The sequence below is a fragment of the Phenylobacterium sp. genome, assembly GCF_013822795.1.
GTDB lineage: Bacteria > Pseudomonadota > Alphaproteobacteria > Caulobacterales > Caulobacteraceae > Phenylobacterium.
The window spans coordinates 74,069-91,116 of record NZ_PNLB01000005.1 but is presented as its reverse complement, the minus strand read 5'-3'; the positions used below and the strand labels follow the sequence as shown (position 1 = coordinate 91,116).

12 protein-coding genes are annotated in these 17,048 nt (G+C 69.6%); 3 read left to right on the top strand and 9 right to left on the bottom strand.

Annotated elements, in window-relative coordinates:
• Positions 1–7 precede the first annotated feature (7 nt).
• Positions 8–1,585, bottom strand: coding sequence for a TonB family protein (locus tag C0481_RS06050; RefSeq protein ID WP_293401698.1), 1,578 nt, complete (start codon positions 1,583–1,585; stop codon positions 8–10).
• Positions 1,586–1,668: 83 nt separating this feature from the next.
• Here C0481_RS06050 and recF point away from each other — a divergent pair, with 83 nt between their 5' ends.
• Together recF and gyrB are read left to right on the top strand one after the other, a co-directional pair.
• Positions 1,669–2,811: a DNA replication/repair protein RecF gene (recF, locus tag C0481_RS06045; RefSeq protein ID WP_293401696.1), complete on the top strand. Its 1,143-nt coding sequence runs from the start codon at positions 1,669–1,671 to the stop codon at positions 2,809–2,811.
• On the top strand, positions 2,808–5,234 hold the full coding sequence (gyrB, locus tag C0481_RS06040; protein ID WP_293401694.1) for a DNA topoisomerase (ATP-hydrolyzing) subunit B: 2,427 nt from the start codon (positions 2,808–2,810) through the stop codon (positions 5,232–5,234). Before recF ends, gyrB begins: the two co-directional genes overlap by 4 nt.
• A 20-nt stretch (positions 5,235–5,254) precedes the next feature.
• On the opposite strand, the gene C0481_RS06035 is transcribed toward gyrB, so the two are convergent.
• The 8 genes from C0481_RS06035 to C0481_RS06000 all read right to left on the bottom strand — a co-directional run bounded on the left by C0481_RS06035 (position 5,255) and on the right by C0481_RS06000 (position 15,091).
• On the bottom strand, positions 5,255–6,841 hold the full coding sequence (locus C0481_RS06035; RefSeq protein ID WP_293401692.1) for a methyl-accepting chemotaxis protein: 1,587 nt from the start codon (positions 6,839–6,841) through the stop codon (positions 5,255–5,257).
• A gap of 14 nt (positions 6,842–6,855) precedes the next feature.
• Complete coding sequence (locus C0481_RS06030) at positions 6,856–7,119, bottom strand: hypothetical protein (RefSeq protein ID WP_293401690.1); 264 nt, start codon at positions 7,117–7,119, stop codon at positions 6,856–6,858.
• A gap of 146 nt (positions 7,120–7,265) precedes the next feature.
• Entirely contained in the window at positions 7,266–8,432 is a 1,167-nt protein-coding gene (locus tag C0481_RS06025; RefSeq protein ID WP_293401688.1) for an MFS transporter, read from the bottom strand.
• Positions 8,433–8,504: 72 nt separating this feature from the next.
• Positions 8,505–10,088 (bottom strand): carboxylesterase family protein, encoded by a 1,584-nt coding sequence (locus C0481_RS06020; protein ID WP_293401686.1) that lies wholly within the window; start codon positions 10,086–10,088, stop codon positions 8,505–8,507.
• A 103-nt stretch (positions 10,089–10,191) separates the two neighbouring features.
• Positions 10,192–11,292, bottom strand: a complete 1,101-nt coding sequence (locus C0481_RS06015) for a PepSY-associated TM helix domain-containing protein (RefSeq protein WP_293401684.1) — start codon at positions 11,290–11,292, stop codon at positions 10,192–10,194.
• The gene (locus tag C0481_RS06010) at positions 11,292–13,451 is read right to left on the bottom strand and encodes a TonB-dependent receptor (RefSeq protein ID WP_293401682.1); all 2,160 of its coding nucleotides are present in this window, start codon (positions 13,449–13,451) and stop codon (positions 11,292–11,294) included. Before C0481_RS06010 ends, C0481_RS06015 begins: the two co-directional genes overlap by 1 nt.
• Positions 13,452–13,562: 111 nt before the next feature.
• Positions 13,563–14,024: a hypothetical protein gene (locus C0481_RS06005; RefSeq protein ID WP_293401680.1), complete on the bottom strand. Its 462-nt coding sequence runs from the start codon at positions 14,022–14,024 to the stop codon at positions 13,563–13,565.
• A gap of 68 nt (positions 14,025–14,092) precedes the next feature.
• Positions 14,093–15,091 (bottom strand): AraC family transcriptional regulator, encoded by a 999-nt coding sequence (locus C0481_RS06000; protein ID WP_293401678.1) that lies wholly within the window; start codon positions 15,089–15,091, stop codon positions 14,093–14,095.
• A 110-nt stretch (positions 15,092–15,201) separates the two neighbouring features.
• On the opposite strand from C0481_RS06000, the gene C0481_RS05995 reads away from it, so the two are divergent.
• Positions 15,202–17,025, top strand: a complete 1,824-nt coding sequence (locus C0481_RS05995; RefSeq protein WP_293401676.1) for an NAD(P)/FAD-dependent oxidoreductase — start codon at positions 15,202–15,204, stop codon at positions 17,023–17,025.
• Positions 17,026–17,048: the final 23 nt, after the last annotated feature.

Below are 17,048 nucleotides of genomic sequence, written 5' to 3'. Positions count from 1 at the left end.
GCGGCGCTCAACGCGACGTCTCGATCTCGCACCGGCGGTTCGTACAGAAGGCCTTCCGCGCCTCCACGGTCATGGTGTCGGCGATCGCTTCGAGCCACGGCTCCAGCGCCTCATCCGCGCCGGGCTCCTTCTCGACCCAGGCGCGGCCGGCGGCGCTGCGCCGGAAGGCCAGCACCTCCGCAAGCTGCTCCGGGGTGAACACTCGATCGTAGGTCACCGCCAAGACGTCGAGCAGCGTCGGCAGCCAGGCTTCGAAGGCGCGGGTCAGCGCCCCTTCGGCCTCGGACGCCACGTCTGCTGGCGACGGTGTCATGGTGTCTGCCGCAAGGATGCCGAGCAGGGTGGCCTGACCCAGTTCACGGGCCGTGAAGCCGTCCTCGGCCGCCAGGCGGCGGGCCAACTCAGAGGGCGCTTTCGGCGTCGCGCCTGCGATCGGATTTGGCCGCTCAGAGGCGATGAAGGGCACGAAGAGGTTGGCCGTCTCACCGGCCGCGCCCTGCACCATGAGCGGGGGCGTCAGCCGGAAACGCGGCGCGAGCGACATCGCGGCGTCGCCGAACCCTTGACCAACGGGGCGCTCCATCAGCATGGCGCAGCCGGCAAGCAACCCCATCGGGTCGACCTTGCATTTCAATTGCGCCCAACCGCTGACGCCAAGCACCTTGGCGGCCGCAGGGAAGGCGTCCCACACTTGATCGTCCGACGGCGCTTCTCTCCATTCCGGCGCCACGATCGTCGCCGCGCTCGCTTCCAGAGTGCGCAGCTCGGCCGGACTAGGTGTCGCATCGCAGTTGCGGGCCGCGCAGAACTCGGACCGCGCCTGGCTCAACACCAATAGCAGGCCGTCCAAAATCGCCCCTTCGAACACCTCCATCGAAGCGACCTCGCGGCCGAGCGAGATCTTGCCGGCGGGCGTACCGAGGAAGGCTGTGATGGCTCTCATCTCCGCGACGTCGAAACGCTCGGCGTAAACCTCGGCCGCAGCCGCGAGCAGACGCTCCTTGGCCGTCGGCAGAGCGCCTCGCAAAGCCGTCCGGGCGGCCTCGACGGTTTCGGCGCTGACCCCAGGATCCGCCAGATCTTCTCTGTCAACGACGGCATCGAGAACTGCCGTAACCTGCGGGCCGATGATCGCGATCAGCTTGCGCGCCTCGGCCAGCTCCTGCGGCGTCGCCTTCGAAGCCGTTGGCTCCGTGCTCGCCTTCGGCAACGAAAAGCGGATCGGAATCCGCACCACGCCGCCCTCGACCGGTCGCCCATCGATCAACTTCGGCTTCATTCGAAACAAGCCGCTCATCGCCAGCGCCGCCTCGCCGAAACCCAACTCCGGCGGTTGCGCAAAGCCGTGCTCGCAGTCCTCGAGCTTGCCATAGGAATCCACCTTGCAAGTGACGACTGCCCGTCCACTGACGCCCAACGCCTCCGCGACCTTGGGGAAATGATTCGACACGTCCTCGCGGCTTGGCTGCTCCAGCCAGTCGGGATTGGTGACGACTGCAGGCGGCGCCGCCGCCAAGCCCGGCGAGCTCACCGCCAGCGCCGCGAGCGCGATCGCGCCGAGCCAGATCGATTGTATTGAATTCATCGCAACCCCCGGCTGTAGCGTACCTGTTTCCACCCCGCGCTCAAGCCTTCGCCCCGGGGCGCGAAACCCGCTATGACGCGGCGGTGACCACCGCCTTCACCCGCCTGACCCTGACGGACTTCCGCTCCTACGAGCGGGCCGAGCTCGCCCTCGACGGGCGGCCGGTGTTCCTGGTCGGGCCGAACGGGGCCGGCAAGACCAACTTCCTCGAAGCGGTCAGCCTGTTCACGCCCGGCCGCGGCCTGCGGGGTGCGGTCGGGGCCGAGCTTGGCCGCCGCCAGCCGGGGGAAACCCAGGGCCGCGCCTGGGCCGTGGCCGCGGTCATCGAACAGGACGGCGAGCCCGCGCGCGTCGGCACCGGGATCGAGAGCGCCGGCGCCGCCCGCCGCACCGTGCGGCTGGAAGGCGAACCGGTTCCGCCTGGCCGGCTGTCCGATCACCAGCGGCAGGTCTGGCTGACCCCGGCCCAGGATCGGCTGTTCCTGGAGGGCGCCGGCGACCGCCGCCGGTTCTTCGACCGGCTGGTGTTCGCCGCCGAGCCCGGCCACGCCAGCCACGCCAGCGCTTATGAGAAGTCGCAGCGCGAGCGCATGCGGCTGCTGACCGACGGCCCGGCCGACCCCGCCTGGATGAGCGCCTTGGAAGCCCGCATGGCGCAGGCCGGGTCGCTGATGGCGCAGGCCCGCGCCCGCACCCTGGCGGCGCTGCAGGCCGAGATCGACAGCCGCGGCGACCGGCCGTTTCCGCAGGCCCGGCTGTCGCTGACCGGCGACTGGGAGCGGATGGCCGGCGAGGGGGTCGAGGTCGAGGAAATCGAGGCGCGACTGGCCCGCGCCCTGGCCGCCGCCCGCGAGCGCGACGCCGCCGCCGGCCGCGCTCTGACCGGGCCGCACCGCGGCGATCTGGCGGTGATCCACGCCGAAAAGGACCGTCCGGCGGCAGAGTGCTCCACCGGAGAGCAGAAAGCCCTGATTCTGAACCTGGTTTTGGGCCAGGCGGCGCGTCTTTCGCGTGCAGAATCGGCTCCAAACCCTATATTGTTGCTGGATGAAGTCGCAGCGCATCTGGACCGTCGCCGACGGGCCGCGCTCTTCGACGAAATCGAGGCGCTCAAGCTGCAGGCGTTCCTGACCGGAACGGACGAGCATCTCTTCGAAGATTTGAAGGGCCGGGCCCAGGGCGTCCATGTGGACGGCTCGAACCTGGCGATTCTGGATACGGTATGACCGACGAAACCCAAGGCGAATCCAACGGCCAAGCTGAGTATGGCGCGGAGTCCATCAAGGTCCTGAAGGGCCTGGACGCGGTGCGTAAGCGCCCCGGCATGTACATCGGCGACACCGACGACGGCTCTGGCCTGCACCACATGGTCTACGAGGTGGTCGACAACGCCATCGACGAGACCCTGGCCGGCTATGCGTCGCGGGTCGAGGTGATCCTGAACGCCGACGGTTCGGTGACGGTCACTGACGACGGCCGCGGCATCCCCACCGACATCCACGAGGGCGAAGGCGTCTCGGCGGCCGAGGTCATCATGACCCAGCTGCACGCCGGCGGTAAGTTCGACCAGAACTCCTACAAGGTCTCCGGCGGTCTGCACGGCGTCGGCGTCTCGGTGGTGAACGCGCTCTCGGACTGGCTGCGCCTGAAGATTTATCGCGGCGGCAAGGCCCACGAGATGGAGTTCCGCCGCGGCGACGCGGTGTCGCCCCTGGTGATCACCGGCGATGCGCCGCTGCGTGAGAACGGCGAGTTCCTGTCGGGCACCGAGGTCACCTTCATGGCCTCGTCCGAGACGTTCGCCTTCACCGAGTACGACCGCAAGACTCTCGAGCATCGCCTGCGCGAGCTCGCGTTCCTGAACTCGGGCGTCACCATCTGGCTGAAGGATAACCGCGAGGCCGAGCCGTTCGTCGAACTGCTGCACTACGAGGGCGGCATCGAGGCGTTCGTGCGCCACCTGGACAAGGCCAAGACCCCGCTGCTGAAGACCCCGATCGTGGTCCGCGGCAAGAAGGACAATGTCGAGCTCGACCTGTCGCTCTGGTGGAACGACGGCTACCACGAGAACGTCCTCTGCTTCACGAACAACATCCCGCAGAAGGACGGCGGCACCCACTTGGCGGCGTTCCGCTCGGCCCTGACCCGGATCATCACCGGCTATGCCGAGACCTCGGGCGCGACCAAGCGCGAGAAGGTCTCGCTGTCGGGCGAGGACGCCCGCGAAGGCCTGACCTGCGTGCTGTCGGTCAAGGTTCCCGACCCGAAGTTCTCGTCGCAGACCAAGGACAAGCTGGTCTCGTCGGAAGTGCGCCCAGCGGTGGAAAGCCTGGTGTCGGAAGGCATCGGCACCTGGTTCGAGGAGCACCCGAATGAGGGCAAGCTGATCGTCCAGAAGATCGCCGAAGCCGCCGCCGCCCGCGAGGCGGCGCGCAAGGCCCGCGAACTGACCCGCCGCAAGTCGGCGCTCGACATCACCTCGCTGCCCGGCAAGCTCGCCGACTGCTCGGAGAAGGACCCGGCCAAGTCGGAAGTCTTCCTGGTCGAGGGCGACTCCGCCGGCGGCTCGGCCAAGCAGGCCCGCAATCGCGAGAACCAGGCCATCCTGCCGCTGCGCGGCAAGATCCTGAACGTCGAGCGCGCCCGCTTCGACAAGATGCTCTCGTCCGACCAGATCGGAACGCTGATCACGGCGCTGGGCGCCGGCATCGGCCGCGACGACTTCAACATCGACAAGCTGCGCTACCACAAGATCGTCATCATGACCGACGCCGACGTCGACGGCGCCCACATCCGGACCCTGCTGCTGACCTTCTTCTACCGGCAGATGCCGGAGGTGATCGAGCGCGGCTATCTCTATATCGCCCAACCGCCGCTCTATAAGGCGACCAAGAGCCGGCAGTCGCGCTATCTGAAGGACGACGCCGAGCTTGAAGCCTATCTGATCGACGAAGGCGTCGACGGCGCGGCGCTCGACCTCTCGAGCGGCGAGCGCCTGATCGGCGCGGACCTGCTCGCCCTGGTGCAGAGCGCCCGCGGGGCCAAGGCCAATATCGAGCGCCTGTCCGCCCGAGCGCCGGCCTTCGCCATCGAGCAGGCGGCCATCGCCGGCCTGCTGGCCGAAGACGGCGGCGATCTGGCCAAGGCGGCCAAGCGCATGGATCTCTACGCCGAGGAAGGCGACGGAACCTGGAGCGGCGAGCAGGCCGCGACCGGAGGCTACGCCTTCTCGCGGATCAAGCGCGGGGTGTCCGAACGCATCGTCCTCGACGACCTGCTGCTGCATGCGGCTGACGCCCGCCGCCTGTCGGAGCGCGCCGCCGCCATGGCGGAGACCTTCGACGGCGTCGCCACCTTCACCCGCAAGGACAAGACCGCGACCGTTCGCGGTCCGCTGGACCTGTTCAACGCGGTCATGGAGGCCGGACGTCGCGGCCTGGCGATCCAGCGCTACAAGGGCTTGGGCGAGATGAACCCCGACCAGCTGTGGGAGACGACGCTCGACGCCGACGCCCGCACCCTGCTGCAGGTCAAGGTCACCCACGCCGACGACGCCGACGACATGTTCACCCGCCTGATGGGCGACCTTGTCGAGCCGCGCCGCGAGTTCATCCAGGAAAACGCCCTGGACGCCGAGGTCGACGTCTAGGCCTCGGGTCCTATCCGCCGTCAGGCCGCGCGGACGACGCCCGTGCGGTCATCGGCCACCCTGAAGCGGCGCACCGCGATGGCGAGGCCTTCGGCTTCCGTCGAGAGGGCTCGGCTGGCGGCGGAAGACTCCTCCACCATCGCGGCGTTCGCCTGCGTCACCTGATCCATCTGGACCACCGCGAGGTTGACCTCGTTCAGGCTGCCCGACTGCTCGGACGCGGCCGCCGCGATCTGGGAGACCAGGTCATCCACCTCGGCCACCCGGCCGACGATGCGTGACAGCGCCGTGCCGGTCTCGCCGACCAACCTGACGCCCTGGCCGACCTGGGTCGCCGACGCACTGATCAACGCCTTGATTTCTTTGGCGGCCTCGGCCGAGCGTTGGGCCAGGGCGCGGACCTCCGAGGCGACGACCGCAAACCCCCTGCCGGCGTCTCCGGCCCGCGCGGCCTCGACCCCGGCGTTCAGCGCCAGCAGATTGGTCTGAAAAGCGATTTCGTCGATCACCCCGACGATCTGACCGATCTCCTCGGCCGAGCGCTCGATCGCGCCCATCGCCTCGACCGCCTGACGGACGACCTCTCCCGACGACTGCGCATCACCGCGCGCCGATAGCACCACCCCGGCGGCGGAGCTGGCGCCGCTGGCGGTGCGGCGGACCGCCTCGGTCACCATCGCCAGCGCGCTGGCCGTCTCCGCCAGGCTGGCGGCTTGGCGTTCGGTGCGGTGCGACAGCTGATCGGCGCCTTCCGAGATCTGGCCCACGCCGTGGCTCAGCGCCTGGGTGGAGGCCGCAACCTCGCCGATCGCCTGGGCGAGCCGCGCCACGGCGGCGTTGAAATCCCGCCGCATCGGCTCATAGCGATCGGGGAAGGCGCGCGTGATCTGATAGGCTAGGTCGCCGTCCGCCAAGCGGCGCAGGCCCTCGGCGAGCCCCTCCGCCAGTTCGGCGCTCTCACGATCGGTCGCCGCTTGCAGAGCCAGGCGTTCATGGCTGGCGGTGTTCTCGGCGGCGCGCGCGTCTTCCGCCGCCAGGCGCGCCGTCTCGGCCTCGGCGAGCGCCAGATCGGCCTTGGCCAGCGCCGCGTTCGACCGCGTGAACAGCTCGCTGACGCTGTGCGCCGCGGCGATCAGAACGCCCGCCTCGACCACCAGAATCACCGCGTGCAGGGTCACCCGCATCAGGTCGCCGCTGCCGGGAAACACCGCCGCGGGGAGCACGAAGCTGAGCATCAGGTGATGCACCGCGACCGCCACGGCGCCGAGCGCGATGACCCGCCAGTCGCAATAGACGATCAGGACCGCCAGGGCGGCGAAATAGGTCATGTGCATGTCGATCTGCCAGGCATGGCCCTTGAACGCGGCCACCAGCAGCGACACCGAGCCCATCAAGCAGATGGCGATGGTCATCCGCAGCCCGCCGCTGCGATCGATGCGGCCCACCAGGGTCGCGGCCAGGGCGAACCCTGCGCCGCCGAGCCCAAGCCCGATCCAGTTGGCCCCCACCATTGCGGCGGACGCCGCAATGAGCGGGCAGAGCAGCCAAAGGGCCGCGGTCAGAAGCACGTCGCCAAAGCGCCGCTGGTCGGTGATCGACTGAAACATACCTGAATTCACGTTCAGCCGGCGCAGGGGCCGGCAGCTTGGGGATCGAGAACAAGAAGCGCGCCTGTGGCGCGCAGACGGGGCGCGACATCGCCGTCGATGGAGCGGACGATGACGATGAATGGGGCCCTGCCGACGGCGAGGATCTCGCCGGCGTCGTCGGCTGCAGCCAGAGCCGCCGAGCGCGACCACCACGGCGGGAAGACCGCAGCGGCGACCTTCGGATCGCGGGGGGCGGCAGCCAGGACGGGCACGGCGACGAAGCTGGCGAGGGCCAAGATGGCCGGCGCGAGCCACGTGGGCCGGGATGAGGAAGGCGAATGCCGCATCCATGCATGTTCAACGAACATGTTTTCCACCCGGTTACCGCGCGGCCTCGGACCGCCGGCGAACTGTCGCAGACCGGCTGCGACCTTTTACGGGCTTAGGGCCTGACCGCGGCCGCCCGCGGCCTTGGGAACACGAAGGCCAGGGTGGTCAGGGCCGCCAGCGACATGGTCAGCGCCGCGCCGGGGATCGCCGGCACGCCGTAGGTGGCCAAGGCCAGCCCGCCCATGGCCGAGCCCAACGCCTGACCGACCGAGATCACCGAGCCGTTCAGCGCCAGGGCCACCGGCGCGCCCTCGGTCATCGAGATCAGCCGCGCCTGGATCACCGGGGTGATAGAGAACAGCGCCGTGGCCGCCACGAAGATGCCTAGCGCGACCAGCGCCGCGCTCGGCCAGCCGGCTGGCGCGACCTGGTGGGTGGCGGCGAAATGGATGGTCATGGCCGTCGCCTGGATGGCGAAGCCGGTCAGGATCCAGCTGCGGCCCAGGTCGCGGTCGGCCGCCCGCGCGCCCAGCCACAGGCCGACGATGGAGCCGAAGCCGATCATCGACTGGAAGGCGCCGACGCCTGCGCCGGTGACGCCGGCCCCCACCCGCACGATCGGCGCGATGTAGAGATTCAGGGTCATGTTGGCCGCGAAGGCCAGGAAGGTGGTCAGGTAGAGCGGCCAGATCGCCGGCAGGTCGAGGCTTCCGCCTGCGCGCTTGGGCGGCGCCGGCACCCGCGGCAGGAACAGCAGCACGCCGGCCAGGGCGATCGCCGACAGCGTCGCGGCGGTGATGAAGGTCGCGCGCCAGCCGAAGATGTCGCCGACCACGCTGCCGATCGGAATGCCGACCACGAAGGCCAGGGTCATGCCGCCCGAGACCATCGCCAGCGCCGAGCCGCGCCGCTCCGGCGGGGCCAGCGAGGCGGCCGCGACGCTGGCGGCCGGGCCCGACATCGCGCCGGCGAGACCCGCCAGCGCCCGCAGCACCATCAGCGTCTCGAAGTTCGGGGTCAGGGCGCAGGCGATGTGCAGCAGCAGGCCAAGGCTCAGGCCCACGATCACCATCACCTTGCGGTCGACCCGCGCGAACAGCCAGGCCGCGACCGGACCCAGCACCGCCGAGGTCAGCACGAACACCGTCTGCAGCTGGCCGGCCACGGCGGTGGTGACGCCAAGGTCGGCGGCCAGGGTCTCCAGCAGACCAGCAAAGATGAAGGCGCCCGACCCGAACGCGAACGTCACCATGGTCAGAACGAAAATACGCGGATTCATGCCGCGGAGCTTAGCCGCGCCAGCATACCGCCCGCCAGACATTTGCGAGCGACGTTCGCCGAAGCCGTCGCATTAGCGGCCGGCGGCGACCTTGTCCTGGTGCGCGCCGAGGGCGTCCAGCGCCGCGGTGCCGGCCTTCGACGCCGCCGCGCCGTCGTTGCCGATCGCCAGCCGCTGGTCGGATGCGCGGGCATAGGCGGGCCAGGCCGGCCGGCCGCCGCCGTTGGGATCGCCAGTGCGCGCGAAGGCGGTCCAGTAGTCGCCGACCAGTCGCGCGGCGGCCCCGTCGGCCGGAGTCTCGTCGATGTCGCCGGCCGCCGCCAGGTCGCCGAACACGAAGGCCAGCTCCGTCGCGTGGCCGGCGCCCTTCTGCGACTTGCGCTTGGCCTCCGGTACATAGCCGAAGCTGTAGAGCCAGGTCGGCGCGCCGCTCGCCGCCTGCACCGCCGCCAGATGCCGCGCCGGTTCGACGAAGGTGACGTCGCTGGTCAGCTGGGCGTCGAGCGCCGATTTCGACCCATACGCCGCTTGAATCTCGTCGCCGGCGCCGATCTCCTTCAGGGTCTTGGCCGCCATCGGCCCGCGCAGGAACCCCGGCAGGAAGCCCAGCTCGTCGCTGTTGGCGCCGACCAAATAGGGGACCTTGGCCTGGCGGCCGGCCGCAAAGCCCGCGGCGACGTCGCTGGCCACCAGCACCCCGTCGATCATCGGCCCGGAATAGGTGTCGGCCTCCTGGTTCAGCAGGTCGAGCTTGCCGCGCAGCTTGTCGGCGCTCAGCGCCCGCAGCGCCGACAAGTCCTCGCCCTTCACTCCGGCCTTGGTCGCGAAGGCTGCGCCGACCGCCTCGGCCGCCGGCTTGCCGGCCCGCTCGGTCGAGAGCAGCGGCAGCACGTCGCGGCCGCCGCCGGACTGGGCGATCGCCTTGTGGAACAGTCCGCGCGCCGGCTGGGCCAGCATCAGCTGGTTGACCGAGCCGCCGCCCGCCGACTCGCCGAAGATGGTCACGTTGCCCGGGTCGCCGCCGAACGCGGCGATGTTGCGCTTCACCCACTCCAGCGCCGCCACCTGGTCCATGAAGGCGAAGTTGCCGGTCGCAGAGCCGGCCGTTTCCCGCGTCAGGGCCGGATGGGCGAAGAAGCCGAACCGCCCGAGCCGGTAGTTGAAGGTCACCACCACCACGTCGCGGGCCGCGAGCTTGGCGCCGTCGAAGATCGGCTGGCTGCCCGAGCCCATGACAAAGCCGCCGCCGTGAATCCAGACCATCACCGGGGCCTTCTTCGCCGCGGCCGGGGCCCAGACGTTGAGGGTCAGGCAGTCCTCGCTGGTGGGCTGGGCCGACTGGGTCTTGTCCCAGGAGACCCGGTTCTGGATGCAGTCCGATCCATATTGATCAGCTTCGCGCACGCCGCTCCACGCCGCGGGCGCGGCCGGCGCGCGCCAGCGCAGCTCGCCGACCGGCGGGGCCGCATAGGGAATGCCCTTGAACGACTTGATCCCGCCGGCCTCACGGCCGCGCAGGGCGCCGCTATCGATCTGCGCCTCGACCGGCGCGCCGGACGAGGGCGGGGACTGGCTCATCGCCGGCTGGGCGCAGGCGCCGGCCAGCAGGGCCAGCGCGGCGGCGAAGGTCGCCGCCCGGCGATTGCATGACGTCATCGATTTCCTCCCACGCCCACCACCCGGCGCTGTTCGCAGCGATGCTATACCACCGCGCGATGAAATCGAGATCATTTATGATCGTAGATGATCGAAAATGCTTTCAGGCCGCCTTGGCGGCAGGGGCGCGCTTGGGCCGCTTGCGCTTATGGGTCTTGGGCCCCGCCCAGAAGGTCCACACGGCCAGGCTGCCCAGCAGGGCGAGGGTCAGCCCCGACACCGTCATCACCAGCCGGTAGGCCAGCCCGCCGACCTTGGCCGCATGGATCGGATACTCGGCGTTGGCGATCCGCACGCCCAACGGCAGAGTCAGGGCGTCGCGGCTCTCGACCAGACGGCCGTCAGCGGGATCGAACCAGAACATGGTGCGCCCGTTCGGCAGCCATTCGGCCTGCTGGCGCACCCGCAGCGAAATCAGTCCGCCCGGCTTGGCCGGCAGGCTGATGATCCGGAGTTCCGCGTCCGGATACTTGGCCCGCGCCGTGGCGATCAGGGCGCCGTAATCGATGTCGGGCGACAGCGCCCCGCCCTTCGCCGTCGGCGGCTTCTGGGCCGCGGCCATGACCGAGGGCTTGGAGAACGGGGCGAGCAACACATCCTCGACCGCCGGCAGGGTCATCATCACCCCGGTCAGCATCGAGACGAACAGCAGCGGCGCGGTGACCACGCCCAGGTCGCGATGCTGGCGCACGACGCCGTTGCGGGTCAGGTTCGATGGCCAGAGGCGAAACGCGAACAGCCGCCGCGCCGGCCACCAAAGGATCACCCCGGTGATCACGAAGCCGAGCCCGACCAGCGCCATGATCCCGGCCGCGAGCTCGCCCGCGTCGCCGGTCAGCAGGTGATGGTGCAGGTCGAACAGCCAGACCTCCGGCCGCTCCCATTTCGAGGTCCAGGTCGCGACGATCGCGCCGGTCTGGTCGGCATAGGCGCCGCGGTCGCCCTCGCCATAGTTCAGCCGGTGAAGGCCCAGCCGCTCGCTGGCCAGGACGATCGAGCGCGGCGCATCGGGCGCAGTGAAGATCTTCTCGGCCGCCGCGGCGATGCTGGCGACGTCCTGCCGCTGAGCGTCCGCGGCGTGCGGCAGGGTGGCGCGCAGATAGGCGTCCTTGTGGACCAGCAGCGCCCCCGAGAGGCCGAGCACCGCCAGGAAGAGGCCGATCAGGCCCCCGGCCCATCGGTGCAGCAGCCTCAGGGTCGGCATCAGAACTTGCGCTCCAGGCCCAGCGTGAAGACCCGCCCGCGGCCGGCGAAGTAGCGCAGGTTGTCGGCCGGGTTGCTCGTGTCGGAGGCGTAGCTCAGATAGTACTCGTCCATCAGGTTCTGCACGCTGAAGATCACGTCGCCGAAGCCCGCCTCGTAGCGGACCGATGCGTCGACCAGCGTATAGCCGCCGAAGTTGTTGCGCGGATCGGCGCCGTCGAAGTCGCGCTCCAGATAGGACTGGCTCTGCAGCCGGGCCGCCAGCGGGCCCTGCTGATAGATCAGCGCGAAATTGAAGCGGTCGGGCGAGATGTTCGCCCCGTCCAGGTCGATGTCGACGCTGCCGTCGCCGTTGCTGTCGGCGCGGCCCTTCAGCTTGGCGTAGCCGGCGTTGACGCTGACCCCTGGGACCGGGGTCCTGGCGGTGACGTTCAGCTCCAGGCCCTCGATCTCCACGCGCTGCCGCTGGACGTCGTAGACGTTGGTCGCCGGGTTCAGCACCAGCAGCTGGCCGAGCTTGGACTTCGACCAGAAATAGGCGGCGCTGGCCTCGATCGGCCCATGCTTCCACTCCGCGCCGATCTCCTGGTTGTCGGAGACCACCGGGCTGATGTCGAGGAAGCTGTCGACGTCGACGCCGTTGCGGTTCACCGCCCGCAGGATGCGGCCGACGTCCGGCACAGTGTAGCCCTCGGCGTAGCTGGCGTAGAGGCGCAGGCCCTCGATCGGGTTCACGACGATCCCGCCATTGACCAGCGTGGCGTCGAAGCTCGGCTCGCCGCCGCTGACCGCCCGCGACCCGTAGGAGGCCAGCGTCGTGTAGTCGCCGACCTTCAGGGTCACCGACTCGTAGCGCGCGCCCCCGGCCAGGTGCACCTTGTCACCGAACAGGGCGAGGTTGGCCTGCACGAACGGCGCGATGCTGCGGAACTCGGTCGGCGGCACCCAGACGCGGTTGGTGGCGATCAGGGTCTGGGCGGTCTCGTCGCGCAAGGTGTCGAGGCCAAGCGTGCCGGTCAGGCCCGGCACGAACGGCACTTCACGCTCATAGCTGGCGCGGGCGCCGAGCTTTTCGGATTCGTTCGAGGACTGGTCGAACAGCGTCCCGACCGGGGCCAAGCGCACGTCCTGGAAGGTGGCGCTGCGGTCGCCGCCGAAGGTGTCGCGCGAGCGGTTGTAGAACAGCTGGGCGTTCAGATCGCCGCCCCACAGGTCGTCGTCGGTCAGGGCCAGCGACACCGTCTCGACCTTGTTGGCGGCCGGACGGCCTTCCGGCGAGCCCCGCATCGAACTGGCCGGACGGTTCTTCGTGCGATCGCCCGCGACGATCACATAGTCGCCGTCGCCCTTCAGCTCGAAGCGGTTGGCGATCAGGTCCAGGCGCAGGCTCTCGTCGATCTGCCAGCCGAAGCGGCCGAAGATCGAAGTGCTGGTCGAGTCCTGAATCTCGCCCTGGGTGTTGTCGACGCCGATGCGGTTACCGTGGCCGTCATAGAACGCGCCGCGCGCCTCATAGGCCAAGCCCAGGGTGGCGTCGAAGGCGCCCCTGCGCCAGGCGCCAAGACCCGCCGTCTTCCAGCCGAGACCGTCGCCGTGCGCCTGGGCGTCGGTGCTGCCCTGGACCAGGACGCGGCCCGACAGGCCGTCTTCCTTGGGCGGACCAACCGTCACCTGGTTGACCACGCCGCCAGTGGCGCCGATGCCCTGCAGGGCGTTCGATCCGTAGATCAGCTCGACGTGGTCGATGAAGAAGGCGTCGATGGTGAAGCCGTCACGCGAGCCGTCTCGGATCGGGGTCGATTGCGGGATGCCGTTGATCGCGAACAGCGGCGAGCGGCCGCGCAGGGTCTCGCCGCTGCCCGACAGTTTCTGGCGAGTCGGCGAAAACGACGGCGACAGCGACGACACCGCATCGACGATCGAGCCGCTGATCGCCACCTGCTGCGACAACGTCGTGGAGTCGACCACGTCGACGGTCATCGGCAAGGCGCTGGCCGGCAGGGTCGTGCGCGCGGCGGTGATCACCAGCTCAGAGACTTCAGTCCCGCCGCCGCGGGCATCCTGGGCCTGCGCCGCGCCCGCGATCGTCAGGGCGATCAGGCTCGCGCCCGCCGCCAACAGGCCTCCACGCGCGATCCGCGCCCCGCCGAAATTCGTCATGCAGTCCCCGACACGCATACTGGTTGAGGCGCGCTCTATAGCGGCGACTGCGACTTACTCTCAACAGACTTATGCGCGAAACGCATGGGCGTCATGTCGCGGATGTGGGGCTCAGCCGGAGAACCAGCCGCCGACAACGCAGCTCACCTGCCCGTCGCGGACGGTGACGGTCGCGCGCCGGCCGACGCCGGGCTTGTAGAGGCTGGTCCGCCCCTCGGTGGTTACCGCGAGCGCCGCCGGGGCGCTGAACTGGCAGACCCGGTAGACCTCGCCCCCGACCATGCCGCGCTTGGCCGGGGCCACGCAGCTGACGTGGCCGAACCGCCGTTCGAAGCGGATCTCGCCATACTCGAAGGCCTTCGGTCCCTTGGCGCCGAACAGGGTCGGTGAGGCTTCGACCACCGGGCAAGCTGGGCCGGCGATATTCCAGGCCCGGCGCATGGCGGCCTGCTCAGACCAGGTCTCGTAGATCGTCAGGGCGGGAATGCTGACGATGACAAGCATCAGGCCGGTCAGGTTCACGACCTGCCCCACCCGCGAGTCCAGCACGCCCTGTCGCTGCGCCCGTGCCATGGCGACAGTTGAACGCCGTTATCGCAATCAAGCAACTCTAAAGTGCAGCATGGCGACGCCGCAATCCATCAGCGCAGCGGGCGCGCCTGACGCAAGCCGCGCGGCGAGGCGCCCCACCAGTGCGAGACCGCGCGCGAGAAGGCGCTGGTCTGCGAATAGCCGAGCAGCCGGCTGATCTGGGCGATGCTGGCCTGGGATTCGACCAGCAGGATCAGCGCCTCCTCCATCCGGTAGCCTTCGAGCAGCGCCTTGAAGCTCGTCCCCGCCTGGGCCAGCCGCCGCTGCAGGGTGCGCGGAGAGCAGCCGACCTCGGCGGCGACCGAGGCGACGTCGGCTGCGCCCGGTCCCAGCTTGCCGATCGCCGCGCGCACATTCTGGCATAGGCCGTCCATCCGCCGCCGGCCGGCCAGCAGGGATTCGGCATAGGCCAGGTTGATGTCGCGCAGAGCCGGGTCGGCGCCGGGGATCGGGGTGGCCAGCGCCGCGGCGTCGAAGTCGATGGTCGCCTGCGCCGCGCCCATGCGCACCGGGCAACCGAGCAGCGCGGCGAAGGGGTCGGGGTCGGCCTCGGCGCGCCCGACCAGCTGCACGAGGACGGGATGCGGCCTGCGCCCGCCCGCGGCGGCCACCACCGAGTCGATCTGCAGCGGATCGATGCCGACCGCCGCCTTGCTGGGTTCGTAGGTCAGCCGCAGGCCGCCGTCCCGCGCGGTCGCCACGAAGCGGCCGCTGTCGCTGAGCAGCACCTGGTAGCGCGCCATGTGGCGCAGCGACTCCTCGAAGGTCTGGCTGTGCGCCCGGATCACGCTGACCACGTTGGCGGCCTGCACCGGCAGCCGCGATCCAACCTTCAGCCCGAGCAGCGGATCGTCGCTGAGCGCCCGCGCCCGCCGCCAGATCCGTCGCGCCAGGCCGACCTCGATCTGACCGGCGTCGGGCGCCCGGCCATCGACCACGCGCAACCCCTGAGTCAGGGCGGCGCGATCCAGCCCCTCGCGGACCAGGCCGTCGAGCACCGCATTGATCCAGACCGAGGCGATCGTCAGCGCCGACATGGCGCGCAACATCAACTTTCCGGCGCGTGCTGTCACCTCGGGAGCATCGGGCCCGATCGTCTCCCTTGCCTTCCGCCAGGGGAACCCAAATTGGATAAAGCGGTATGTTTCGGGAGGTATCGATGGCGGATTCAGCGGAAATCGCGGACGCGGCGACCACGGGACTGGGCTTCGACCCGGTGAAGCTGCGTGAGAAGTACCGGGCCGAGCGCGACAAGCGCCTGCGGGTCGACGGCAACGAGCAGTACGTCGAGGTCGCCGGCGACTTCGCCCACTATCTGGACGACCCCTATGTCGAGCCGGGGTTCACCCGCGCCCCCCTGACCGACGAGGTCGAGGTGGTGGTGATCGGCGGCGGCTTCGGCGGCCTGCTGGCTGCGGCCCGCCTGCGCGAGGCCGGGGTCAAGGACATCCGCGTCATCGAGAAGGGCGGCGACTTCGGCGGCACCTGGTACTGGAACCGCTATCCGGGCGCGGCCTGCGACGTCGAAAGCTACGTCTACCTGCCGCTGCTGGAGGAGACCGGCTACCTGCCGGTCGAGAAGTACACCCGCGCGCCGGAGATCCTGGCCCACAGCCGGTCCATCGCCCAGAAGTACGATCTCTATTCCAACGCCTGCCTGCAGACCGAAGTCACCGGCATGACCTGGGACGAGGCCGCCGGCCGCTGGATCATCACCACCAATCGCGGCGACGCCATGAAGGCGCGCTTCGTGACCATGGCCAATGGTCCGCTGCATCGTCCCAAGCTGCCGGGCATCCCTGGCGTCGACAGCTTCAAGGGCCACACCTTCCACACCAGCCGCTGGGACTACGACTACACCGGCGGCGACTCCAACGGCGGACTCACCGGCCTGGCCGGCAAGCGGGTCGGGATCATCGGCACCGGGGCGACGGCCGTGCAGTGCGTGCCACACCTGGGCGCCGGCGCCGGCGAGCTCTTCGTCTTCCAGCGCACCCCCTCGTCGATCGACGTGCGCAACAACCGCCCGACCGATCCGGACTGGGCCGCCAGCCTGACGCCCGGCTGGCAGCAGGCCCGGATGGACAATTTCAACACCCTGGTGTCGGGCGGCTTCGCCGAAGAGGACCTGGTCAACGACGGCTGGACCGACATCATCCGCAACCTCGGCATGATCGCCCGCAACAACAACGCCGCGGCCGGGCTGAAGGACCCGGGCGAGCTGGTGCAGCTGGCTGACTTCCAGAAGATGGAGCAGATCCGCGCGCGGGTGGATTCGGTGATCGAGGACGCCGCCACCGCCGAGGCTCTGAAGCCCTACTACAACCAGTTCTGCAAGCGGCCCTGCTTCCACGACGAATACCTGGCGACCTTCAATCGCCCGAACGTCACCCTGGTCGACACGCAGGGCCAGGGCGTCCAGCAGATCACCGAGAAGGGCGTCGTCGTCGACGGCGTCGAGCACGAGCTCGACTGCCTGATCTTCGCCACCGGTTTCGAGGTCGGCACCTCGTACGCGCGGCGCGCCGGCTACGAGGTGGTCGGGGCCGGCGGCGTCACCCTGACCGGCAAGTGGGAAGACGGGGTCTCGACCCTGCACGGCATGCACAGCCGCGACTTCCCCAACTGCTTCATCATGAGCAACAGCCAGTCCGGCTTCACGGTGAACTATCCGCACATGCTCAACGAGCAGGCCAAGCACATCGGCTACATCCTGCAGACCTGCGCCGAACGCGGGATCGGGCGAGTCGAAGCCGCGCAGGCGGCCGAGAACGCCTGGGTCCAGACGATCATCGACTCGGCCCTGCAGCGCGCCAAGTTCGCCGAGGAATGCACCCCCGGCTACTACAACAACGAGGGCCAGCCCTCGGTGCTGGCGGCCCGCAACGGCTCGTACGGCAAGGGCCCGATCGCCTTCGTGAAGCTGCTCGAGGACTGGCGCGCGAACGGGGCGCTGGAGGGGCTGGAGACCCGGCCGCTGTAGCGGGATCACGAACGCGCGCGGGC